This is a genomic window from Paraliomyxa miuraensis, assembly GCF_026337845.1.
GTDB lineage: Bacteria > Myxococcota_A > Polyangia > Nannocystales > Nannocystaceae > Paraliomyxa > Paraliomyxa miuraensis.
Window position 1 is genome coordinate 13094 of the sequence record NZ_JAOVZF010000121.1, and the last position, 22430, is coordinate 35523.

The 22430-nt window shown below is 70.7% G+C and carries 18 protein-coding genes and 1 pseudogene; 12 read left to right on the plus strand and 7 right to left on the minus strand.

Going from position 1 to position 22430, the window contains the following annotated elements; all coding sequences use genetic code 11:
• The first annotated feature begins 38 nt into the window (after positions 1 to 38).
• Complete coding sequence (locus OEB96_RS01480) at positions 39 to 3935, plus strand: serine/threonine-protein kinase (protein ID WP_266213591.1); 3897 nt, start codon at positions 39 to 41, stop codon at positions 3933 to 3935.
• 9 nt (positions 3936 to 3944) lie between these two features.
• Here the strand turns inward: OEB96_RS01480 and OEB96_RS01485 are convergent, their stop codons facing one another.
• Both OEB96_RS01485 and OEB96_RS01490 read right to left on the minus strand, forming a co-directional pair.
• Positions 3945 to 4238, minus strand: coding sequence for a hypothetical protein (locus OEB96_RS01485; RefSeq protein WP_266213592.1), 294 nt, complete (start codon positions 4236 to 4238; stop codon positions 3945 to 3947).
• Positions 4239 to 4498: 260 nt separating this feature from the next.
• Positions 4499 to 5878, minus strand: coding sequence for an APC family permease (locus OEB96_RS01490; RefSeq protein ID WP_266213593.1), 1380 nt, complete (start codon positions 5876 to 5878; stop codon positions 4499 to 4501).
• Between the two features lie 130 nt (positions 5879 to 6008).
• Between OEB96_RS01490 and OEB96_RS01495 the strand changes: the two genes are divergently transcribed.
• Together OEB96_RS01495 and OEB96_RS01500 are read left to right on the plus strand one after the other, a co-directional pair.
• Positions 6009 to 6983 (plus strand): class I SAM-dependent methyltransferase, encoded by a 975-nt coding sequence (locus OEB96_RS01495; RefSeq protein WP_266213594.1) that lies wholly within the window; start codon positions 6009 to 6011, stop codon positions 6981 to 6983.
• A 101-nt stretch (positions 6984 to 7084) separates the two neighbouring features.
• Entirely contained in the window at positions 7085 to 8431 is a 1347-nt protein-coding gene (locus OEB96_RS01500; protein ID WP_266213595.1) for a cytochrome P450, read from the plus strand.
• Positions 8432 to 8438: 7 nt separating this feature from the next.
• Here OEB96_RS01500 and OEB96_RS01505 read toward each other — a convergent pair whose 3' ends face one another.
• On the minus strand, positions 8439 to 9086 hold the full coding sequence (locus OEB96_RS01505; protein ID WP_266213596.1) for a hypothetical protein: 648 nt from the start codon (positions 9084 to 9086) through the stop codon (positions 8439 to 8441).
• A 119-nt stretch (positions 9087 to 9205) separates the two neighbouring features.
• Between OEB96_RS01505 and OEB96_RS01510 the strand changes: the two genes are divergently transcribed.
• Together OEB96_RS01510 and OEB96_RS01515 are read left to right on the plus strand one after the other, a co-directional pair.
• Positions 9206 to 10339: a sensor histidine kinase gene (locus tag OEB96_RS01510; RefSeq protein WP_266213597.1), complete on the plus strand. Its 1134-nt coding sequence runs from the start codon at positions 9206 to 9208 to the stop codon at positions 10337 to 10339.
• On the plus strand, positions 10336 to 10938 hold the full coding sequence (locus tag OEB96_RS01515; protein ID WP_266213598.1) for a response regulator transcription factor: 603 nt from the start codon (positions 10336 to 10338) through the stop codon (positions 10936 to 10938). The genes OEB96_RS01510 and OEB96_RS01515 overlap by 4 nt, the downstream gene beginning before the upstream one ends.
• Positions 10939 to 10954: 16 nt before the next feature.
• Here OEB96_RS01515 and OEB96_RS01520 read toward each other — a convergent pair whose 3' ends face one another.
• Together OEB96_RS01520 and OEB96_RS01525 are read right to left on the minus strand one after the other, a co-directional pair.
• Positions 10955 to 12646 carry a vWA domain-containing protein gene (locus OEB96_RS01520; protein ID WP_266213599.1) on the minus strand — a complete coding sequence of 564 codons (1692 nt, stop codon included), beginning with the start codon at positions 12644 to 12646 and terminating at the stop codon, positions 10955 to 10957.
• A 52-nt stretch (positions 12647 to 12698) separates the two neighbouring features.
• Positions 12699 to 14144, minus strand: coding sequence for a multiheme c-type cytochrome (locus tag OEB96_RS01525; RefSeq protein WP_266213600.1), 1446 nt, complete (start codon positions 14142 to 14144; stop codon positions 12699 to 12701).
• Positions 14145 to 14252: 108 nt separating this feature from the next.
• On the opposite strand from OEB96_RS01525, the gene OEB96_RS01530 reads away from it, so the two are divergent.
• The gene (locus tag OEB96_RS01530) at positions 14253 to 14897 is read left to right on the plus strand and encodes a hypothetical protein (RefSeq protein WP_266213601.1); all 645 of its coding nucleotides are present in this window, start codon (positions 14253 to 14255) and stop codon (positions 14895 to 14897) included.
• A 15-nt stretch (positions 14898 to 14912) separates the two neighbouring features.
• Here OEB96_RS01530 and OEB96_RS01535 read toward each other — a convergent pair whose 3' ends face one another.
• Positions 14913 to 15689, minus strand: coding sequence for a M48 family metallopeptidase (locus OEB96_RS01535; protein WP_266213602.1), 777 nt, complete (start codon positions 15687 to 15689; stop codon positions 14913 to 14915).
• A gap of 146 nt (positions 15690 to 15835) precedes the next feature.
• A complete protein-coding gene (locus OEB96_RS01540; protein WP_266213603.1) occupies positions 15836 to 16678 on the minus strand; it encodes a site-2 protease family protein in 843 nt (280 codons plus the stop codon).
• A 127-nt stretch (positions 16679 to 16805) separates the two neighbouring features.
• Here OEB96_RS01540 and OEB96_RS01545 point away from each other — a divergent pair, with 127 nt between their 5' ends.
• The 6 genes and pseudogenes from OEB96_RS01545 (at position 16806) to OEB96_RS01570 (ending at position 22297) form a co-directional block, all read left to right on the plus strand.
• Entirely contained in the window at positions 16806 to 17345 is a 540-nt protein-coding gene (locus OEB96_RS01545; protein ID WP_266213604.1) for a TlpA family protein disulfide reductase, read from the plus strand.
• 15 nt (positions 17346 to 17360) lie between these two features.
• Positions 17361 to 18386: a histone deacetylase family protein gene (locus OEB96_RS01550; RefSeq protein WP_266213605.1), complete on the plus strand. Its 1026-nt coding sequence runs from the start codon at positions 17361 to 17363 to the stop codon at positions 18384 to 18386.
• A gap of 91 nt (positions 18387 to 18477) precedes the next feature.
• The gene (locus OEB96_RS01555; protein ID WP_266213606.1) at positions 18478 to 20028 is read left to right on the plus strand and encodes a serine hydrolase domain-containing protein; all 1551 of its coding nucleotides are present in this window, start codon (positions 18478 to 18480) and stop codon (positions 20026 to 20028) included.
• 164 nt (positions 20029 to 20192) lie between these two features.
• Positions 20193 to 20327, plus strand: a pseudogene (locus OEB96_RS46570) (hypothetical protein); the annotation flags it as partial.
• 53 nt (positions 20328 to 20380) lie between these two features.
• A complete protein-coding gene (locus OEB96_RS01565) occupies positions 20381 to 21544 on the plus strand; it encodes a selenium-binding protein SBP56-related protein (protein ID WP_266213607.1) in 1164 nt (387 codons plus the stop codon).
• 18 nt (positions 21545 to 21562) lie between these two features.
• Positions 21563 to 22297: a hypothetical protein gene (locus tag OEB96_RS01570; RefSeq protein ID WP_266213608.1), complete on the plus strand. Its 735-nt coding sequence runs from the start codon at positions 21563 to 21565 to the stop codon at positions 22295 to 22297.
• Positions 22298 to 22430: the final 133 nt, after the last annotated feature.

Here is a 22430-nt window from a genome sequence, read left to right on the forward strand (position 1 = left end):
GGGAGGTCGTCTTGAACCCCCGCGGAAAAAGGGGCACTGTGGCCTCCACCGTGGGGGTCGAAGGCAAGCGGCGGGACACCACCTCCGACGACTACGGAGTCGAGGAGACCCGCGAGGTCTCGCGCGCGCCCAGCCTCGGCACCACCGACGACCTCATCGATCTCGGCGACTTGCCCCCGATCGAGGTCGATCCCGAGCGCCTGGGCCGCTACGAGATCGTGCGCCGGCTGGGCAAGGGCGCGATGGGAACCGTCTTCGAGGCCCTCGACCCCAGCTCGAGCACCCCGCTGGCGATCAAGTCGGTCAGCCGCCTCAGCCCCGAGGCGCTGTTTCGCTTCAAGCGAGAGTTTCGGGCCCTCGAGCAGTTTCGGCACCCCAACGTGGTGTCCCTGTACGACCTGGTCCTCGACGTCGAGCGCCGGCGGCTGTTCTTCACGATGGAGCTGATCCGCGGGGTCGACTTCATCACCTGGCTGTGCGGCAGTCGCCTGGGCCTCGGCTCGAAGGACCGCCATCCCTGCCGCGACTACGCCAGGCTGCGCGATGCCCTGCGACAGCTCGCCGAGGGCGTGCATGCGATCCACCGCGCGGGGCTCCTCCACCGTGACATCAAGCCCTCCAACGTGCTGGTGACCGAGCCGCAGGGCCGCGTGGTGCTGCTCGACTTCGGGTTGGTGCGACAGCACGACGACAAGCTCGACATGACCGACGACGGGGCGGTCCTGGGCACGCCGCTCTACATGTCACCCGAGCAGGCCATGGGCGAGCGAGAGCAGCTCGGCCCGCCCAGCGACTGGTACTGCGTGGGCGAGCTGCTCTACCAGGCGCTGACCGGTCGAACCGCCTTCCAGGGCAAGGGCATGCTGGCGCTCTTGGCGGCCAAGCAGGAGGAGACGCCCCCCACGCCGTCGTCCCTGGTCGAGGGCGTGCCCGAGGATCTCGAGCAGCTGTGCATGGACCTGCTCGAGCGCGAGCCCCCGCGGCGACCCACCGGTGACGAGGTCCTCCAGCGGATCTCCTCGCTCGAGCTCGATCCCATCAGCGTCGACGGCGTGCCCAAGCCCATCGAGGCCGCGGTGACCGGCGCGCTGACCAGTGCCGTGCCCACGCTGTTCCTCGGGCGCGATGCCGAGGCCCAGCGCCTGCACGCCGCCGCCGCCGCCGCTCGTCGCGGCCGACCGGTGGTGATCATGGTTCACGGCATCTCGGGCATGGGCAAGACGGCGCTGGTCCAGCGCTTCCTCCAGGAGGCCGCTCGCGAGCCCGACACGGTGGTGCTGTGGGGCAAGTGCTCGGAGCGCGAGTCCATCCCCTACAAGGCGCTCGACTCGGTCATGGATGCCCTGTGCATGTACCTGCGGGGCCTGGCCAGTCCCGCCGAGGTCGGGGCATTGATGCCTCGTGATCCCCAGGCGGTGGCGCGGCTGTTTCCGGTGCTGCGCTCGATCGCGGCCGTGGCCGGCGCGCCCGAGCGCGACGACGGGGGCCTCGACCCGGCCCAGACCCGGCGCCGCGCCTTCGGTGCCCTGCGCGAGCTGTGGGGGCGCATCGCCGATCGCAATCGGTTCATCGTGCACGTCGACGACTTGCAGTGGACCGACCTCGACAGCGCAATCCTGCTCGATGCGATCCTGCGCGACGCCGATGCCCCGCCGATGCTGTTCGTGGGGTCCTACCGCACCGGGGCCGACCAGGGCGATGCCCCGCTGGCCCGGCTGGTCCGCGAGCTGTACGAGGATCCGCGGGTCGACACCTACGAGCGGATCTTCGTGGGGCCCATGTCGCGCACCGAGGCGGCCGATCTGGCCCTGCGCATGCTGGGCGGTCGCGACAAGAAGCACCGCACGCTCGCCGAGGAGGTGGCGCGCGAGTCCGAGGGCAGCCCGTTCTTCGTGGGCGAGCTGGTCCGCTACGCCCGGCGCATGGCCGACGAGAACGAGCTCCTGCCCACCGATCCCGACTCGGTGGTGAGCCTCGACAGCGTGATCCGGCATCGCCTGGCGGCCCTGCCCCACGCCGCCCGCCGTCTGCTCGAGGTGATCGCGGTGGCCGGCGGCTCGACGAGCCAGGGCGTCGCGCTCTCGGTGGCCATGGGCAACGAGCGCGACCGTGACGTCCTGGCCCAGCTCCGCGTCGAGTCGCTGGTGCGCGTGCACGGCTCCCGCGACGAGGATCTCGTGGAGATCTACCACGACCGGATCCGCGAGACGGCGATCCGGAGCATCGAGCGGGCCAATCTGGCCGAGATCCACCTCGCGCTCGGGCGGGCGCTCGAGTCGTCGGGGGACGCCGACGCGGTGGCGCTGTCGCACCACTTTCGGCAGGCAGGCGAGGATCAGCGAGCGACCAAGCACACCCTCGATGCGGCCGAGCAGGCCGAGGCGGCGCTGGCCTTCGATCGCGCGGCCGAGCTCTACCGCGCGGCGCTCGATCTCCGTGCGGTTCCGGCCGACGAGGTCCCCGAGCTCGAGGCGCGCCTGGCCGAGGCCCTGGCCAACGCGGGGCGCCTCTACGACTCGGCCCAGGCCTATCTGCGGGCCAGCCACGACGGCCAGGATCGCGAGCACCTCGAGTGGACCCGCCGCGCCGCCGATCGGCTCTTGTCCAGCGGACACAGCGAGGAGGGCCGGGCCGTGCTGCAGACCGTGCTCGAGTCGGTCGGGGTGAGCCTGCCGTCCTCCACCGGCCGGGCGATCGCCTCGCTGCTCAAGCACAAGGCCTCGCTGTCGATGCGCGGCATGAAGTACCGGCTGCGCAAGGAATCCGAGATCCCCAAGGCCGAGCTCGAGAAGCTCGAGGCGTGCTGGACCGCCTCGCGTGGGCTCATCTACTTCGATGGCATCATGGGGGCCAACTTCCACCTGCACCACCTGCGGCTGGCGCTCAAGTGTGGCGAGCCCGTGCGCCTGTCCCGGGCGCTGGCCACGGAGGCCCACGTGGTGGCGATCATGGGGGCCGACGCCAAGCTCTCGCGCGCGCTCGAGCTCATCGGCGAGGCGGAGCAGCTCGCCGAGCGGGCGGGCAGCGCCTCGGCCATGGGCTTCGTGGTGGAGTGCCGCGGGCACGTGTGGATGTCCGTGGGCGAGTGGGAGCGGGCGTTCGAGGATCTCGAGCACGCCACCGCGATCTTCCGCGAGCAGTGCACCGGCATGGCCCAGGAGCTGTCGTACTGCGAGGCCCACGGGGCGGTCTGCCTGCTGATGATGGGTCGCATCCGCGAGCTGAACCTGCGGGCGCCCCGGCTCCTGCGAGAGTCCCAGGACCGCGCCAATCCCTACGTGGAGGGCTACGCCCGCGGCCTGCTGGGCAACGTGGTGCTGCTGGCCCCCGACCGGGTCGAGGAGGCCGAGGCGCAGCTGGCCACCTATCGCGACACGTCGCGCCGCATCGAGGCCCACAAGCTGAACTACGCGGCTCAGACCGCTGCGCTGCGCCGCTACATGGGCGATGCCGAGGGGGCGTGGGCGATCTGCGAGCAGGACTTCCCGCAGATGAAGAAGCTCTCGGTGCTCTCGGCCGCGCTGGCCAAGGCCGAGTTCCAGCTATGGCGGGGCGCGTGCGCGGTGGCGGGCGCCACGGCGGCCAGCGATCCCAAGCCCTTGCTGGCCGAGGCGCTTCGCAGCGCCGCCCGCTTGATCAAGCACCCCAGCGTGTTCGGGCAGGCCTACGGCTACCTCACCCGCGCGGGCGCGGTCGCCCTGCAGGGCAACGAAGACGCCGCGGTGTCCGACCTGCGCCGAGCCATCGAGCTGGCCGAGCAGCGCAGCATGGGAACGCACCTCGCAGCCGCCCGCGAGCGTCTGGCGACGCTGGTCGGCGGCGACGAGGGCCGCGAGCAGCACGACAAGGCCCAGGCCTACTGGGAGCGCGAGGGGGTGCTGCGGCCCGATCGCTTCATCGAGATGGCGGCACCGGGGTTCGTGCGCAGGGAGTGAGCCGAGCGCTCACGAGTTCTTGCGGATCTCCTCGTCGAGCTTGCGATCGATGGCGTCGAGCTCCCGCATCTTGCGCTCGAAGTCCACGTCGGCGCCGAGTGCCTTGCGCTCCTTGGGACCTTCGATGGCCTTCTCGGAGCCCATGAACAGCCGGTAGCCCACGTAGCCGGCGCCCGCGATCACGCCCAGGATGAGCAGCGGCTTGAGGATGGACGCCACGATCCCGATGGCAACCAGGCCCCCGAGCCCGATGAGACCCAGCTTGAGGATCGGCCATGCGGCAGAGCCCTTGTCCTCGGCCATGGCGCGAAGCATAGGGCGCGGGGACGGGGCTGGCCAACCAAAGTCGCCAAGAGCGGCCAAGAGCCCCGGAAATCACGGTCCGAGCCGCGATGGTGTGGTCGGACACCCCCGCGACTCGGACCGTCGACGATGCCTCTACTCGAAGAGAGTCCCCGACGAGGCCGATGTGACCGCGAAAGGTGACACCCCGGCTCGGAATTTCCGCACCGGTCGCGTGGCCACCGCACGCCGGACGCGAACGGACCGGGCCAAGGCCACGCTCAGCCGCCGCGACCGCGGCGACGAACGCGGTGCACGGCCAGCGCGAGCACGAACCACGCGATCGCCAGCAGCACCGACCAGTCCCGCGCGGCGCCATCCTCGAAGATCCGCACCACGAACACCCCCAGCACGAGCACGCTGGATGCGACGTAGAGGATCGGGGTGACCGGGTAGCCCCACGTTCGATAGGGGCGCGGGGCGTCGGGCATGCGACGCCGCAGGATCATCACCGCGGCCACGGTGAGGCTGCCGGTCACGAGCATCGCCGCCGAGGTGTACTTGATGAGGTGCTCGAAGCCATGCGTGGCGACCAGCACGATGGCGATGGCCGCCTGTACCCACAGGGCCACGACCGGGGTGCCGAACCGCCGGTGGAGCACCGCGGCCGAGCGCGCGAAGTCGCCGTGCTCGGCCATCGCGTAGGCGATGCGCGAGCCGGTGAGGACGCAGCCGTTGATCGAGCCGAGCATGGCGAGCACGATGAGCACCGTGATCGACAGCTCGCCGGTCCGCCCGAACAGGCGCCGAGCGACCGCGCTGCCGGCTTCGCCCGCCGTGGCCAGGTCGCCCATGCCGAGCACCGCCACGAACCCCAGGCACAGCAGGAGGTAGAGCACGGTCACCCCCAGCGTGCCGCCCACCAGCGCGCGCGGGACGTTGCGCGTGGGCTCGCGGATCTCCCCGCCCACGAAGATGGCGGCGTTCCACCCCGAGTAGGCGAAGTACACCCCCAGGAACGCCGCCGCCGCGCCCCCGAGCGCAGGCAGGCCGGGGCCCGCGGCGGAGGTCAGGCCATGGGCATCCGGCACGCCCCCGCCCAGCACCCACAGCGAGGCCAGCAGCAGCGCCCCCAGGGGCACCATGGTCAGGGCGATCTGCAACAGGCCCGAGATCACGATGCCCACGTGGTTCAGCGCGGTGAAGGCCACGATGATGATCACCGCCCACAGCGTGGGGCTCATGTCGCCGAGCCCGAGCGCATCGCCGATCGGATAGGCGCTGCCCAGCACGACCGGGAGCTGGTAGCTCGCGGTGCCCACGGCCATCGTGGCCAGCGAGCCGGGGAAGATCGCCAGTAGCTGCAGCCATCCCGCCGCGAACGCGATCCCGGGCCCGTAGCTCAGGCGGAGGTAGGGGTAGTCGCCGCCGGCGCGGGGCAGCATCGCACCGAGCTCGGCCACGCACAGCGCCCCGCACAGCGCCGACAGGCCGCCCAGCGCCCACATCAGCACGAAGGTCACCGGATGATCGAGGTGGCGCGCGACGTCGGGCGGGGCAATGAAGATGCCGATCCCGAGCATCGTGCCCGCAACGAGCGACATCGCGGCCAAGGGGCCGAGCGTGCGGCTCGTGGTGGACTCCGACTCCGGCTTCGCCATGGCGCGACCCTCGGCCCCGACGCAGTATGCCAGCTCGGACCCGCGGCGGACCACGGCGCGAGAGAACGGCCGCTGCTTCGGGTCGGGACGGGGCACTGGCCACGACGCCCCGGCTCGGATAGAAGCACTCATGGCTTCGACTCGGGTCTTGCTCTCGTCGGCGCTCCTCGTCGCCGTCGCCGGTCTGGGTGGATACCGACTGGGTGCTGGCCAGTCGAGCGCGGAGCTCGAGGCACGCCTCGCGGAGCTCGAGGCCCGGGTCGCCAAGGCCGACGAGGCGCGGGGCAAGGCGCAGGCCAAGGCCGAGAAGGCCCAGCAGGACGCCAAGGTCGCCAAGGCCAAGCTCGACGAGGCCAAGCCCGCAGCACCGTCCTACACCTGCAACATCTGCAAGGAGACCGGGCAGTTTCGGCGCTTCGCGGGGCGCAAGGGCGTGGTCTGCCCCACCTGCAAGTCCAAGGAGCGGCACCGTCTGCTCATGCACTGGATCGCCAACGCGTCGCCGCTGGCCACCGAGGAGCTCGACGTGCTGCACTTCTCGCCCGAGGACGCCGAGAAGGACTTCCTGCGCAAATTCGAGAACCTGCACTACGTGACGGCCGACTACCTGCACAAGGAGGAGCTGCGGCTCGACCTCACCGCGCTCGACCTCCCCGACGCGTCGTGGGACGTCCTCATCGTCTACCACATCCTCGAGCACATCGTGGAGGACCAACGGGCAATGGCCGAGATGTTCCGGGTGCTGCGACCGGGGGGGATGGCGATCTTGCAGGTGCCGATCGAGGTCGGTCGCGAAGAGATCTACGAGGACGCGTCGATCGTGGATCCAAAGGAGCGCAGGAAGGCATTCGGTCAGAAGGACCACGTGCGCCGCTACTCGGCCTCGGGCTTCCAGGTCCGGCTCGAGCAGGCCGGGTTCGAGGTGGAGGCGGTCGACCACATCGCCGAGCTCGGGCCCGAGGAGGTCGCCAAGCACCGCATGGCGGGGGCGTGGAGGACCCGCCAGGACGAGCGGATCTGGCTGGCGAAGAAGCCCGAGGATGCGCCCGGGCGCAAGGGCAAGGTCAAGGCCAAGACCGAAGCCGGTAGCGCCAAGGCGCCCTGACTCACTGCATCCGCGAGGTCCGCGTGGCAGCGGCGATCAGGGCACCACGGGAGCCCTGGGATCGACGAACGTGGTCCCATCGCCCATGGTATTTGGTCCTCATGGCGCTCACCCCCAAGCGGCCCACTCGACCCCGTGGCTATCCCTTGATCGGGCAGCTTCCGGGCATGACCAACGCCCCCGCGCTCTTTCTCCAGCTCGCGGCGCGGCACCCGGGCGAGGTCATCGAGGTCGGTCTCGGAGTGTCCAGCATCTTCCTCACGACCCATCCCGACCACGCCCAGCGCGTGCTCATGGACAACTATCGCAACTACACCAAGCAGGCGCCGATGTGGCGACCGCTTCGGCGCTTCGCGGGGAACGGCCTGCTCACCGCCGAGGGTGACTCGTGGCTTCGCAACCGCCGGCTGATCCAACCGCTGTTCGGGAGCAAGCAGCTGACCGGCCTGGCCGAGCAGATGATCGAGGTGGCCGAGCAGGAGGCCGAGCGCCTGTCCGAGCACGTCGACGGGGCGCCGATCGACATGGACCTCGAGATGATCACGACCACCCAGCGGATCATCCTCGCGACCATGTTCGGGACCTCGCTGCCGCAGCAGCAGCTGCATGCGCTCGCGCAGGCCGTGCTCGACTCGTTCAAGGCGATCAACATCCGCATGCTGCTCTACTTCGTGCCCGACGTCCTGCTGCCGGGCGAGCGCACCCTCAGGCAGTCGCTGGCCACGATCGACCAGAGCATCGCGGGGCTGATCGCCGAGCGCCGCCGCCGGCCGGCCGAGCGCGACGACCTCCTGTCGCTGCTGCTCGCCGTGCGCGACGAGGACGGCGAGGCCATGAGCGACCGCCAGCTCCGCGACGAGCTGGTGACCATGTTCGTCGCGGGCAACGAGACCACGGCGATCACGATGACCTGGCTGTTCCACCTGCTCGACCAGAATCCCGAGGTCGACGCACGCGTGCGCGCGGAGCTCGACGCGGTGCTCGGCGACGACCCGCTCACGCCCGAGAACATCCGCGCGCTCGACTACTGTCGCCGCGCCGTGCAGGAAGCCCACCGGATGTACCCACCCTCGTGGCTGATCCCACGCCGGGCCGAGCAGGCCGACGAGGTGGGCGGGTATGCGATCCCGGCCGGGGCCACCGTGGTCGTGAGCCAGTACGTGCTGCACCACGACGCGAGCACCTGGGAGTCGCCCGAGGTGTTCGACCCCGATCGATTCCTGCCCGAGCGCGTGGAGCAGCGCAGCCGCTATTCATACATCCCGTTCGGCAGCGGGCCGCGGCAGTGCATCGGGAACAACTTCGCGGTGCTCGAGGCGCTGATCATCCTCGCCGCGATGCACCGGAGGATGCGCGCGCGGCTGGTCCCGGGGCACGTGGTCGTGCCCCAGGCCGCGCTCACGCTGCGACCCAAGCACGGGCTCAAGATGACGCTGCACCCGGTGTGAGCGCCGATCAGCGAGCATCGCGTCGCAGCGCGCCGAGCCACACGTTGACGCCGCCCACGACCCGCGCCCCGGCATCGAGGCCCAGCGCATGGACCGGCCCCTGCGCGCCGACCTCCATGCTGATCGAGACGCGGGGGGCAATGAAGGCCTCGAGCCCGAAGTGACCGCCGCCCGCGAGCCCGTAGCGGGGGCCCGTGATCTCGGGATGCAGGCGACCCCCGATGAGCACGCCGCCTCCACCATACGCACGCACGACACCGGCGATGACCGGGCTGCGACCGAACAGCTCCACGTGGCCGAAGCCCACGGGGTCGTAGCGGCCCTCGGCCTCGCCGTGCACCACGGTGCCGGCCAGGCGCATGCCGAAGAACTGGCCCGTGCGGCGCCCGAACGGCACGTCGAGGTGCAGCGACTGGCCGAGCCCTCGGCCCCACAGGCCCTGGTGGAAGCCAAGGCCCACCCCACGCGCGCGACGGTTGACCATGACCGAGTAGCGCGCGTCCGGCATGGGGGCCACGATGTCGGGCCGCGGAGCCTCTGCGTTGGGGATGGGGTCGGTCGCGATCACCTCCGACGCGTCCGTGGAGCCAGCGGGGGTCGACGCGAAGGAAACGAGCGAGGACAGGAGCAGGGGCATCACGAGAGTCATGCTCATGATGTGACCGCCACGGCCTCGAGCGGCCAGTGCACCCCGTCAGGCCGTGGGCATGACGGCTGTCATGCTCGGATCCCGCGCACGGCCCGACCGCGAGCGACCCGGGTTATGCTCGGTTCGTGGCTTCACGCTGGCGCTTGCTACCGGACGACCCCGACATCGGCTGGATCCCGTACGCCTTCGTGTCCTACATCGCGTTCGTGTTCCTCGCCCCGATCCTGGGGGAGCTCGACGACCCCACGATCTGGTGGGCCTCGGCGATCTCGATCGTCCCCTTCTTGCCGCTGTACTTCGTGGCGTACTGGGTCACTCGCGGCCGCCGGCTCGTGGTGGCCGTGGGCATCGCGCTCATCGGCACCGCGCTGGCGCCGTTCAATCCCGGGGCGAGCACCTACTTCCTGTTCGCCGCCTACTTTGCCGGGCTCAGCCACGAGGATCCACGACGCAGCATCCCGGCGGCGGGCCTGATCCTGGTCCTCACCCTCGCGACCGGAGCCGCGCTGGCGCCCACCGTGTACTTCCTGGCGCCCGGGGTGCTCGGCGTGGTCGTGCTCGGCCTGCTCGGCTCGTTCTTCGGCCGCCGCAACGAGCAGATCGGCGAGCTGCGAATGGCACGGGCCGAGGTCGAGGCCCTCGCGCGGATCGCCGAGCGCGATCGCATCGCGGGCGACCTCCACGACCTGCTCGGCCACACGCTGTCGGTCATCGTGCTCAAGTCCGAGCTGACCCGGGCCCTGATCTCGCGCGACCAGGAGCGCGCGGCCAGGGAGGCCGCCGAGATCCAGGAGATCGCCCGCAAGGCGCTCTCCGAGGTCCGCATCGCCGTGCGTGGCTACCGGGTCGGCAACGGGGCCGGCCTGCGGCAGGAGCTCGACGGGGTGGAGCGAGCCCTGCAGACCGCCGGGGTCGAGCTCTCGATCGAGGCCGGCCCCGAGGTGATGGCGGGTCGGCTCGACGCGGCGCACGAGGGCGTGCTGGCCCTCGCGGTGCGAGAGGCCGCGACCAACATCATGCGCCACGCCCGGGCCCGACACTGCTGGGTCGCGTTCTTCGACGAGTCGGGCGAGTACGGGGTCGAGATCCGAGACGACGGCCGCGGGCTCGCCGGACGCATGGGGCATGGCCTGGTGGGCATGAGGCAGCGGGTGGAGGCCCTGGCCGGACGCATGACCGTCGAGGGGGCTCGCAGCGGAACCCGCCTGCGCATCGTGTTCGAGGACGTCGAGCGCGTGCGGTCGGAGGACGCCGCGTGATCCGGGTGATGCTCACCGAGGACCAGGAGCTCGTGCTCGGGGCGCTCGCCGCCCTGCTCGAGCTCGAGGGCGATCTCTCGGTCGTGGCGAGGGCACGAGATGGTCGCGACGCGCTCGAGCAGCTCGGCCGCTGCGAGGTGGACGTGCTCGTCACCGACATCGAGATGCCCAGGATGAACGGGCTCGAGCTGAGCGCCGCGGTGCGTGCCCGTCATCCGTCCGTGAAGGTGGTCGTGCTGACCACGTTCGCGCGCCCCGGCTACCTCAAGCGAGCGATGGAGTCGGGTGCCCACGCCTACCTGCTCAAGGACGGCCCCGCGCAGAGCCTCGCCGCGGCGATCCGCTCGGTCGTGGCCGGGGGCAAGGTCGTCGATCCCCAGCTCGCCGCCGAGGCGTGGTCGGAGAGCGACCCGCTCAGCCACCGCGAGAAGCAGGTCCTGCGGCACTCCGAGGCCGGCCTGACCACCAAGCAGATCTCCACCGAGCTCGATCTGAGCGAGGGCACCGTCCGCAACTACCTGTCGAGCGCGATCGGCAAGCTCGAGGCCGCCAACCGCTTCGAGGCCGCCAGCCGGGCCCGCAGCAAGGGCTGGCTGTAGCGGCGCGGCTGGCCGCTCACACCTCGTCGCAGGTCACGCCCACCGGCGCCTCGAGCTGACAGCTCACCGCGACCGACGTCCCCGCCGCGATCGGGACCCCTTCGCGGCGCTCGACGTCGAGCTCCACGTTGGAGCCGATCGTCACGCACTGCGCGGTCATGTCGTCGAACGGGGTCGTGGTCGACTCGCCGACGTCCGTCAGCGCGCGGAAGCAGGTGTGCACGTCGTCGCCGGGGAAGTCCCAGCCGTCGTCGAACACCAGGCAGGGGGGCACGACCTGGTCGGGGGTCCCGTCGGCGAAGCGTTCCACCAGCGTGCAGTCGGGGTCGAGCGCCGGCGTGCCCGGGTCGGCATCCACCACGCACCCGCTGATGCACGCGTGCTCGTTGAGCTCGCCGAGCGCATCGGCGATCTGGGTCAGCGCCACCGCGTAGTCGTCCGAGCAGATCGAGTACACGTTGCGCTCGTCGGTCGCGAACGCCTCGGCGAACTGACGCAGCCGCACCGGCGGGATCCCGGGCGGATCCTGCACGGCCTCGGTGCCATGGCCACAGCCGGGGCCCATGCCGTACTCGATGTTGAAGTCGGGCAGCGGCGAGTCGGCGTAGACGACCACGCCGGTGTCGGGGTAGTCGAGCGGCACCCCGGCCAGCGCCGCCACCAGCACCTCGCCCTGGCCGCCCTCGAGCTGCTTTTGGGCCGCGATCTGCGTGAGGGTGTCGATGTAGCGCTGCACCGGGTAGAGCACCGCCTCGTCCTCGTCCATGGTGGGCAGCCCGTTTTGGCCCTTGTCCACCGCGAAGCAGTCGTCGTACACGCCCGGCCCGCCCACGCACGTGACCCCGGCGTTCCAGCACACGCCCGAGGTGGCACGCTCGGGGGTGGTCCAGAACACCTGCCCGAAGTTCTTGAGCCAGAACTCGGAGTCGTCGTCGGTCGAGCAATCGGCCTCGTCGGTCACGAAGATCACCGCGAGCAGGGCGTCGTTGCGGATGAAGCCGCTGGGGTCGTCGAGCAGCGCCGCGCGCATCGATTCCAGCGGACGCTCGAAGCCGGGCCCGTTGATCCCCGGCGGCCCCACGCACTGGAGCGCCTGCGCCATGCCCACGCCGGGGGGCAAGTTGGTCTGGCCGTCGCTCTTCTCCACCCACGGGTTGGGCAGCGGGATGTCCTCGATCGCGCAGTGGTCGAGGCAGCCGCGCTGGCGCTCGTCGACGTCGCCGAACACCCCGTGGAAGATGAAGTCGTTCAGGCGCGAGAGGCAGGAGGTGGCCTTCAGCACGCCGTCGCCCGCGGTGGTGGTCACGCCGATGCGATAGTTGGCCCCCACCTGCTGGCCCTCGAGCACCTCCACGAACGAGGCAAAGCTCTGCACCAGCGTGGCCTGATCGCCGCCCATCGAGCCCGAGTTGTCGACCACGAACAAGATGTCGACCGCGCGGCGCAGGCTCAGCTCCACCGTGCACAGCTGCGGCACGTCGATGCACGAGGCGGGGCCGGTCGAGGAATCGTTGGTGGTGCTCGTTCCGTCGGCGCTGGTGTCGGTGAGCTGAGGGCCGCTATGGCTGCTCGGTCCGGTGTCGGGATCGAGCGTGGTCGTGGTGCCCGACTCGGGCGGGCCATCGCCGTTGCCGCTCACGAACAGATCCGGCGGGGTTCGACCGCATCCAGCGAGGACGACGAGCGCCGTCAGGTACCAGCTCCGCATCGCTTCCGAGCCCCGAATGCCAGGCTACGCGCACTCGTGGGCCGCGTCGAGCCTAGTTCGACCACCCCGGCGGCAGCGCGGGCGGAGGCGGCAGCTCGGCCGTCGCTGCGTCGACCTCGACCGCCTCCATCCCTCGCACCCGGGCGATCTTGCTCGGATCGAGCTTGTCGAGGTTGGCGATCAACCGGTGCACGCGGAACCCCTGCTGCAAGTAGCGCCCCACGAACTCCCGCACCAGGCCCGCGTGGTTGTTCACCACGTCGTCGCTCCAGCGCTGGTAGACCAGCCGTGCCTCCACCCGGGTCGCCCCCAGGCGGTGGGCGAGGAAGAAGCGCTCGTGCCGGGGCTCGCGGGGCTGCAGCGTGGTGTCGGAGAGCATGCGAACGGCGACCGAGGGATCGGAGGTCACGTCGCCGTCGGCATCCACGTAGACGAGCCGGTAGTCGCGACGATCGCGAAACACCTCGGAGCCATCGGCGCCGAGGGCGACCAGCTCGAGGAACACCACGGGCGCGGTGGCATTGCCGGTGGGGAAGGCGTGCCCCGCCCCCACGTTCTCGACCCGCACCGTCACCTCGTGGCCGGCGTAGTGGGCCTGGGCCTCGAGCTCGAGCTGCGCCGCCGATCGCACCAGCTCCACGTCGCCGCCTCCGGGGAAGGTGTGGCGGTGGAGGTTCTTGCGCACGGGCGCCTGCGGAGCCGCGCTGCCCTCGTAGGTGGGCATGTGACAGCTCTGGCAGGTCTTGCCCTCGGCCGCCCAGGGGCTGCGCGCCCACTCGGCGTAGGTCCAGTCGATGGGCAGGGCGTTGGTCGGCCACAGCGACATGTGGCACGCGCCGCACAGATCCGACGACTCGTGCAGCGGCGAGCGGGCGGTCTTGTGGAACGGTGAGACCGCGGGCGGCGTGCCCAAGTCGATGCCCGAGTCGCCCCCCGAGAAGATGGTGGCATCCTCGCTGCCGGGCAGCGGGCCGCGCTTGGGTCCGGTGGGATCCCAGCGGATCATGCCGGGCGCATCGTTGGGGTGGGCCTCCACCGCGGTGTGGCACACGTCGCAGTTGACCCCCTCCTGGCTGATGTCCCGCGCCATGGCGAGGTCGGGCTCGGGTCCCATCACCGCCAGGGGCGCGTGGCAGTGCAGGCACTGCGCCACGTCGTCGGGCGGCGCGCCGCGGATGTCGAGCGAGGCCTGATAGAGATCGATGAGGAAGTACGACAGCTCGGAGGACTTGCCCATCCCCGACTCGAGCCACTCCGCGTAGTGCTGGACGTGGCAGGCCCCGCACGTGGCCGCCGGGGTGAACGCGCTGGGGTCGGCATCCTGCCCCGACCGCGGGTACTGGAGCGGCATGGTCCACGTGGCGTGGGTGCGCCCGAAGCCCACGTAGCACATCACGACGAACCCGAGCGTCACCCCGCCGATGAGCAGCCAGCGCCGGCGGCGATTGCCCCACAAGGAGCGCCAGCGGTCGCGGAGGTGGAGCGGAGGCAGCTTCACGGCATCGCCTGGCGCAGGAGCATACCCGAGCTCGGCGACGCATGCGACGAGCCTTGGACCCTTTCACCCCATCCCAGCGGCACTCGGCCCTGCTACCGTCCCACCGCCATGGACCGACTCGACGCTCTGCTCGACCTCGTCTTCCGTCGCCTGCTCGTGCAAGAGCCGGCTCTGCTCGTCGACCTGCTCGAGGGCGTGCTCGAGCGGCCGATCGCGGAGGTCACCCTCGTCGACCCGAGCAGCCTCGCGGGTGGTCGTCTGCTGGGCGAGCACGGCCTTGCCATCGACGTCACCCTCGCCAACGGCGCCCACCTCGACGTGCGCATGATGGTGCCCAACACCAAGGACGAGGCCAACCAGCTCGTGTTCGGCTCGTACGGCTCACCCGACCCCATGCCCACGCCCACCGCGGTGGTGATGTGGCTGCGCACGCCGCTGGTCCCCAGCTCCGGTCGCTTGCACTCGATCTTCGAGTTCAGCGAGCGCACCTCCTTCCTGCCGCTCGGCGACGGCTTCGAGGTCCACGCGATCGATCTGCTCGAGCTGTCGCCGTCCGGTGCAACCGGCGACGAGGGCAAGCTCGAGCGCTGGGCTCGCTTCTTCGTCGCGCGCGACCAGGGCCTGCTCGACGCGCTCGCGGCCGAGGATCCCATCATGGCCACCGCGCTGCGGCACCTCGACCAGCTCTCGGCCGACCCCGAGCTGCGCCGCCTGGCCGACGAGCGCCGGGCGACCCTCGCCGCGGCGCGGTAGCTGCGGTAGCCGTGGTCAGTCGACCGTGCCTCGCACGATCACCGGCTGGGGCAGTCCCTTCTCGCTGCAGATGTTCTCGAGCGCCTTCCACTCCTCGTCCGTCAGCGATGGCTCGCCCTCGAGGGCCACGTCCTCGAGGTTCTCGCGCCGCGTCTCGCCCGAGGGGTGCGTGCTCAGGAATTGCAGCGCACCGGGGATCTGGTCGCCCGCCTGCTTGATGCGATCGAAGAACGAGAACAACCCGCGCGAGTCGATCCCCGCGGCGTTCAGCAGCTCCACGCCGCGACGATCGGCCTCGAGCTCGTCGTTGCGGCTGTAGGCGCTGGTGAGCAGCGACTTGGCCACCCTCTTGGTGTCGTCGCTGCCCGGGGTCATGGCGGAGAAGATCCCGTAGCCCACCGCCTCGACCAAGCCCTTGGTGGGGTGGTCCTCGATCACGTGGCCGACCTCGTGGGCGAGCACGCCAGCCACCTCGTTGGGCCCGTCGGAATGCGCGATGATCTGCTGGTAGATCACGATGTGCCCGCCGGGCGCCGCGAAGGCGTTGAACACCTCCTGGTCGCTCACGTAGATCTTGAGCTCGTAGTCGCCGATGTGGGGCGCGATGCGGCCGGCCATCTTCTGGAGCGCCGCCTTGCCCTCGGGCGCCACGCAGAAGCTGCCCTGGCTGGCGGTGTCCTTGATCATCTCGGCCCCCACCGCGTCGACGACCTGCTGGGGAACCAGGGGTGCGACCAGGCCCGAGAACAAGGGGAACGAGATGAACGCCACGAGCAGGAGGATGGCGAGCATCGTCCCGATGACGGCGAGGCGGCGGCTGCGTCTGCGGCGGCGATCCGGCACTGCGTGAACAAAGCTAACCGCACCACGCCACGCGGGCCAGCCCACGCCCGAGGATGAGCGCAGAGCCGGCCCGCGGGAGGCCAGACGCGGCGGGTCTACGACCACCAGCCGTTGCGGACGATCACCACCCGGACCGGACCAGGCTGGACCGGGCCAGGCCGGGCCGGACCGGTGGAGTTCCAAGGGCGGGTCCACCCGCGACGCCAGGGGGCACCCAGCACCTCGACCTCATCGAAACGAGGGTCGTATCCGGGGTCGTAGCCCGGGTCGTAGTAGGCGTTCATGCGGGAGGCCTGCTGCTCGGCGTTGGCGCTGAACCACACGAACACCGCGACCACCATCAGCATGGAGGGACCCCACAAGAGGCCCACCACGCCCATCGCGATCGCCAGGCCCTTGCCGATCGAGGCGGCCGTCTCGGTGGCGCGCCGCGAGCCCATGCGCTCGGCCAGGATCGCCCGCAGCGCGCGTCCACCGTCCATCGGGAACGCGGGCAGCAGGTTGAACACGCCGAGGATCACGTTGGCGACCAAGAGGTTGCCGAGCAGCAACGCGAGCACCCCGGATCCGAACACGGGCAACACCAGCCACAGCCCGGCCGCGATCGCGAAGTTGACGGCGGGCCCGGCCAGCGCCACCACCAGCTCCTGGCGGGGCCGGCGGGGCATGCCCTCGAGCTGCGCCACTCCGCCGATGAGCGAGAGGGTGATGCGCCGGGTGGGGATGCCGTAGCGCCGGGCGGCCAGCGCGTGGCCGAGCTCGTGCAGCAAGACGGAGGCGAACACGCCCGCGAGCGAGGCGACCGAGAACAGCACCGCCGCGCCGGTGCCCATCACCGACCACGATTCCCAGGCGACCCAGGCGGCCAGAAGCAGCAGGGAGGCGTGCACATAGGTATCGATTCCAGCGAATCGACCGAGCTTGCGGGACCACTTCATGACGGCCCGAACCTAAACACGATGCTCGGAGAGGCAAGCGGCGTGCCCAAACGAGTCCTTGCGTGCACGGAATCGGGCCGGTGCGAAACATCGCGGTCTGGCGCGACGTTGGCTAGGATCCGGCGCGATGATCCGCCCGCAGCCGAGCCTCTCCACGACCGCCTCGTTGGCGCTGGTGCTCGCCGCATTCTCGTGCTCGGTCGAGCCCCACGGCCCGGCTCCGTCCCGCCGCGAGGCCCGGGCCGAGGGCGAGCAGGCCGATGCTCGCAAGCCTCACTTCGTGGGTGCCGCCGCCGGCGACGTCGACGTCGTGGTGCGCGACGCCCTGCGCAATGCCGAGCAGGGCGAGCTTCGCCTGGTCGTCTACGTGGGCGCCACCTGGTGTGAGCCCTGCCAGGCGTTCCATGAGGCGGTCGAGCGCGGCGAGCTCGACCAGGCGCTGGCCGGGGTGCGGTTCCTGGAATTCGACAGCGACCACGATGGGGCTCGATTGCAGGCGGCCGACTACTCGGGGCGCTACATCCCCCGCTTCGTGCTCCCCGGGCCCGATGGACGCGGCTCGGCCCAGCGCATCGAGGGCGGCATCAAGGGCCCGGGCGCGGTGGCCAACCTCATGGAGCGCCTCGAGCCGCTGCTGGCCGGCGCGGGCGGCCGCGCAGACGGGTAGCATCGCGGGGCCGCCATGTCGTCCACGCTGCTGCTCCACCACGACACGATGATCGACCACGACCCTGGTCGCGGACACCCCGAGCGCCCCGACCGGCTGCGGGCGATCGTGTCCGCGCTGCGCGAGCGGCCGGTGGAGGGCACCCGCTGGGCCACGCCCTCGTCCGCGGCGGTCGAGGCGATCCTGCGGGTGCACTCGCCCGAGCACCTCGCTCGCGTCGATGCAGCGCGGGGCAAGCAGGTGAGCTTCGATCCCGACACCCATGCCTCACCGTCGACGGTGGAGGCCAGCTACCTCGCGGCCGGAGCCGCGGTGGAGGCCGTCGACGCGGTGCTCGACGGTCACGCTCGCAACGCCTTCGCGTTCGTGCGACCGCCCGGGCACCACGCCGAGCCCGACCGTGCGATGGGCTTTTGCCTGCTGAACAACGTGGCGATCGCGGCCGAGCACGCGCTTGGCCGCCCGGGGATCGAGCGCGTGATGGTCATCGACTGGGACGTGCACCATGGCAACGGCACCCAGGCCGCGTTCTACGAGCGCCGCGACGTGCTGTTCTTCAGCAGCCACCAGTTCCCGTTCTACCCGGGCACGGGCGCGGTGCAGGAGCATGGGCGCGGCGAGGGCGAGGGCCATACGATCAACGTGCCGCTCTCGGCTGGCGCCACCGACGGGGACTTCCGGCGCATGTTCGGCGACGTGGTGGTGCCCGCGGCCGAGCGCTTCGACCCGCAGCTGGTGCTGGTGTCGGCCGGGTTCGATGCGCACTGTCAGGATCCGCTGGGCGGGATGGCGCTGACCGAGGAGGGATTCGCCGACCTGTGTGCCACCGTCAAGGCGATCGCCGATGCGCACGCGGGCGGGCGGCTGGTGCTGGTGCTCGAGGGCGGCTACGACCTCGAGGGGCTGGCCGGCAGTGCCCGGGCATGCGTGGAGATCCTGGCCGGAGCCGCCGCCCCCGGCGGGCCGGACACCCCGAGCCCGGTGGGCGATCGGGGGCTGCGGCAGGCCGTGGAGCACCACCGGCGCTATTGGCCGCTCTAAGCCCGTAGGAGCGCCTCTCGTGAGATTCTGGGACCCCGGGAACCCGGCCCCGCCCCGCCGACACCAAAGGCATGCCCACCCCGACGTACCCATGCCTTCCTCGCGCATCTCCACCGCCCTGGCCTCCTTCGCCCTGATGCTCGCCTGCGCGTGTGGCACGGCGGCGCCAGCCGAGCCCACCGAGTCCGCAGACGAGTCCGAGGCCGAGCGGACGTCCCCCACCATCGAGCCGCTCCCCTCCGACCTCGATCACCGCGCGATCACCTACCTCGAGCAGTACGGCCGCCACTGGCCCGCGTTCCGCTTCCATGGCGCGGTGCTGGTGGCCCGCGGCGACCAGATCGCCATCGATCGCGCCTTTGGCCAGGCCGACCTGGTCTCGGGCGTGAGCAACGAGACCACCACCCAGTTCCGCATCGGCACGCTCTCGGCCCAGCTCACCGCCGTGACCGCCCTGCGCCTGGCCGAGGCCGGCGTGCTCGACCTGCAAGACCCGGTGGCCAAGCACCTGCCCGGCTGGCCCGGCGGTGACCAGATCACGCTCGAGCACCTGCTGACCCACCGAAGCGGCATCCCCAGCTTCACCGACAGCGATGCCTTCGAGCGCTGGAAGAACGCCCCCCACTCGCTGGCCGAGATCCTCGATCAGTTCCGCACGCTGCCCCTCGAATTCGAACCTGGTACCGACACCGCGCCCAGCAACTCCAATCCCGTGCTGCTCGGGGCCGTGCTCGAGGCCGCCACCGGCAAGCCCTACCCCCAGGTGGTGGCCGAGCAGGTGCTGCAGCCCGTGGGCATGGAGCACACCCGCTACGTGGCGTCCGAAGAGCAGCAGGCGATCGGCATGAGCTACAACGACGACGAGCTGCTCGACGTGGTGCACCGCGTGCACCCCTCGGCGTTCGGCCCCGCGGGCGGCTGGCTGTCGACCACGGGCGACCTGCTTCGCCTCTACCGGGCGCTGGCCGGCGAGTCGCTGCTGTCGCGTCGCAGCGTGGCGCAGATGCAGGACGGCGGGCCCCAGGGCGGCCTGGGCTACGGCTGGGCCCCCACCGAGCTCGCCGGCCAGGCCGCCGTGAGCTGGCCCGGCCTCATCGATGGCTTCAACAGCGCGGCCTTCTACGTGCCGGCCGACGACACCACCATCATCGTGCTGTCCAACACCGAGGTCGTGCCCTCGGGGCAGCTCGGCGAGGACATCGCCGCGCTGATCTACCAGGACGAGCTGCCGCGCCGCGAGGAGGCCGTGGAGGCGCCCATCCCGTTCGAGGAGCAGCTGCCGGCCGTCGGCCGCTACGTGCCGACCCGCGGCACCGAGGACGCCCTCGCCGCCGCCGATGCCGACAGCGCGTTGATCGGCGAGGTCTACGTCCTGCCCAACCGCAAGCCCAGCGGCGACGAGCTGATCTTCATGGTCCCCGACTACGGCACCAAGATCATGCACCCCGAGGGCAAGGGCCGGTTCTTCTTCAAGGATCGCGCACAGACCCGAGCCGAGGTGATCGTGCGCGCCGACCAGTCCGCCCTGCTGGTGCTCGAGTCGGGCGACGGTGAGCTCCGCTTCGTGCGGGTGCCGAGCGAGGACCCGGCCAAGCCCACGAGCGCCAGCGCACGAGCGGGTGATCGTCGTCGCACGGGCTGAGCGTCAGCGCACGCGCGGTCCAACGCCGTCCCCGAACCGGACGATCGATGTTCGCCGCTGCGGCTCCGCCGGGCTTGCATGCCGCGGTGGGGATCGGGACCATGCGCTCGCCCATGTCACGCTGGCGTCCCGACACCACCTTCTATCCTTCTCCTCGCATGGCGATGGAGGCCCCGGCCGAGACCCTCGCCTACGTCATCTTGCTCAACGCCGCCAAGGACGGCCGTCCCGATGCGCTCGGCGTGGTCGACGTGGACCCGTCGTCCAAGGGCTTTGGCACCCTCATCGACAAGGTCGACATGCCCAACGTGGGCGACGAGCTGCACCACTTCGGCTGGAACGCTTGCAGCGCGTGCCTGAGCCCTACGCGCCGCACCCCCACGTGGAGCGCCGCTACCTGCTGCTGCCCGGGATCGCCTCGTCGCGGATCTACGTGCTCGACACCAAGGACGACCCCCGCAAGCCCAAGCTGGTCAAGACGATCGAGGCCAAGGAGATCGCCGAGCGGGCGGGCTACTCCAACCCGCACACCGTGCACTGCGGTCCCGAGGGCATCTACATCAGCGCGCTGGGCAACGGCGATGCCAGCGGAGGCCCCGGCGGCATCTTCATGCTCGACCACGAGAGCTTCGAGGTCATGGGGCGCTGGGAGCTCGACCGCGGTCCGCAGTTCTATGCCTATGACTTCTGGTGGCACCTGGGCCACGACGTGATGATCACCAGCGAGTGGGGCACGCCGCCCATGGTCAAGGGTGGCGTCATCCCCGAGAAGCTCCTGGCCGGGGAGTACGGCAACGGCCTGAACTTCTGGGACCTGCGCCGCCGCAAGCACACGCAGCGCATCGAGCTGGGCAAGCAGTACCAGATGGTTCTCGAGCTGCGGCCCGCCCACGATCCCACCCAGGCGTGGGGCTTTGCGGGCGTGGTGATCTCGCTCGAGGATCTCTCCTCGTCGATCTGGCTCTGGTACAAGGACGGCGATCGGTTCGCGGTCAAGAAGGTGATCGACATCCCGGCCGAGCCGGCCGACCCCGAGAAGCTCCCGCCGCTCCTGCAGGGCTTCAAGGCCGCGGCGCCGCTCTTGACCGACATCAACCTCTCGCTCGACGACAAGACCCTCTACGCGAGCTGCTGGGGCACCGGTCGGTTCTTGCAGTACGACGTGAGCGACCCGCATGCTCCGGTGCTCAAGAGCGAGATCAAGCTCGGCGGCATGGTCTCGCGCACGGCCCACCCGGCGCGGCCCGACGTACCTCTGAACGGCGGCCCGCAGATGGTCGAGCTCAGCCGCGACTGCAAGCGCGCCTACTTCAGCAATTCGCTGTTCTCTCCGTGGGACAAGCAGTTCTATCCCGATGGGATCAAGGGCTGGATGGTCAAGGCCGACCTGCAGGACGACGGCACGATCGCGCTCGACGAGCGCTTCTTCGTCGACACCGACACGGTGGGCCTGCGCCCGCACCAGATCCACCTCGAGGGCGGCGACGCCAGCTCCGACTCGTACTGCTTCCCGTAGGGTCGAAGGGAGCGCGTCGTGACCGACCTCCAGGCATGGGCCGCCCTGCTGGCGCTGGGGGCCTTCCACGGCATCAACCCCGGCATGGGCTGGCTGTTCGCGGTGGCGCTCGGACTGCAGGAGCGCCGCCGCCGGGCGGTGTTTCGGGCGCTGCTCCCCATCGCCCTCGGCCATGCGCTGTCGATCGGCGTGGTGGTGTTGGTGGTGGGGCTGGCGCAAGAGGCCATTCCACTCGAGTGGCTGCGCTGGCCGATCGGCGCCGGCCTGGTTTCGTTCGGCGGCTACAAGCTGTTTCGCATGAAGCACCCCAAGTGGGTGGGCATGAAGGTGAGCTTTCGGGATCTCGTGACCTGGAGCTTCCTGATGGCCTCGGCCCACGGGGCAGGGTTGATGCTGGTGCCCGTGCTGCTCGGGTGGTCGGCGGGGGAGGGCGGGCACGAGATGAGCGGCCACGCCGGGCATGACATGAGCGGGCACGCCGGGCACGACATGAGCGGGCACGCCGGGCACGACATGAGCGGCGGTGAGCATGCCGAGCACGCCTCGGTGATCGCCGCGGTGGGCAAGGGGCCGTGGCTGGCGCTGCTGGCCACGGGTGTGCACACGCTCGGCTATCTCGTGGTGATGCTCGTGTGCGCGGTGGTCGTGTACGAGTGGGTCGGGCTGGCGATCCTGCGCAAGGCCTGGCTGAACCTCGACGGCGTGTGGGCCGGCGCGCTGGTGCTCACGGGGATCGCGACGATGCTGCTGTAGCGTCGGGGAGTTCCTGCTTCCTGAACCCCGACGGTCCGGCTAGCCTCTAGTTCTAGTCGCCCACTCGCTGACGCGTACCCCCAAGGATGAAACCTGGGGGTACGCTTGGGGCAGCCAGCGCAGAGGTCGGCCT

Bases quoted from the DNA above. Each gene is read 5' to 3' on its own strand.
- OEB96_RS01535 (WP_266213602.1), bottom strand. From the start codon at position 15,689: ATGCTCGCCATCCTCCTGCTCGTGGCGTTCATCTCGTTCCCCTTGTTC.
- OEB96_RS01530 (WP_266213601.1), top strand. From the start codon at position 14,253: ATGGACCGACTCGACGCTCTGCTCGACCTCGTCTTCCGTCGCCTGCTC.
- OEB96_RS01505 (WP_266213596.1), bottom strand. From the start codon at position 9,086: ATGAGCATGACTCTCGTGATGCCCCTGCTCCTGTCCTCGCTCGTTTCC.
- OEB96_RS01485 (WP_266213592.1), bottom strand. From the start codon at position 4,238: ATGGCCGAGGACAAGGGCTCTGCCGCATGGCCGATCCTCAAGCTGGGT.
- OEB96_RS01490 (WP_266213593.1), bottom strand. From the start codon at position 5,878: ATGGCGAAGCCGGAGTCGGAGTCCACCACGAGCCGCACGCTCGGCCCC.
- OEB96_RS01500 (WP_266213595.1), top strand. From the start codon at position 7,085: ATGGCGCTCACCCCCAAGCGGCCCACTCGACCCCGTGGCTATCCCTTG.
- OEB96_RS01540 (WP_266213603.1), bottom strand. From the start codon at position 16,678: ATGAAGTGGTCCCGCAAGCTCGGTCGATTCGCTGGAATCGATACCTAT.
- OEB96_RS01545 (WP_266213604.1), top strand. From the start codon at position 16,806: ATGATCCGCCCGCAGCCGAGCCTCTCCACGACCGCCTCGTTGGCGCTG.
- OEB96_RS01550 (WP_266213605.1), top strand. From the start codon at position 17,361: ATGTCGTCCACGCTGCTGCTCCACCACGACACGATGATCGACCACGAC.
- OEB96_RS01520 (WP_266213599.1), bottom strand. From the start codon at position 12,646: ATGCGGAGCTGGTACCTGACGGCGCTCGTCGTCCTCGCTGGATGCGGT.
- OEB96_RS01495 (WP_266213594.1), top strand. From the start codon at position 6,009: ATGGCTTCGACTCGGGTCTTGCTCTCGTCGGCGCTCCTCGTCGCCGTC.
- OEB96_RS01555 (WP_266213606.1), top strand. From the start codon at position 18,478: ATGCCTTCCTCGCGCATCTCCACCGCCCTGGCCTCCTTCGCCCTGATG.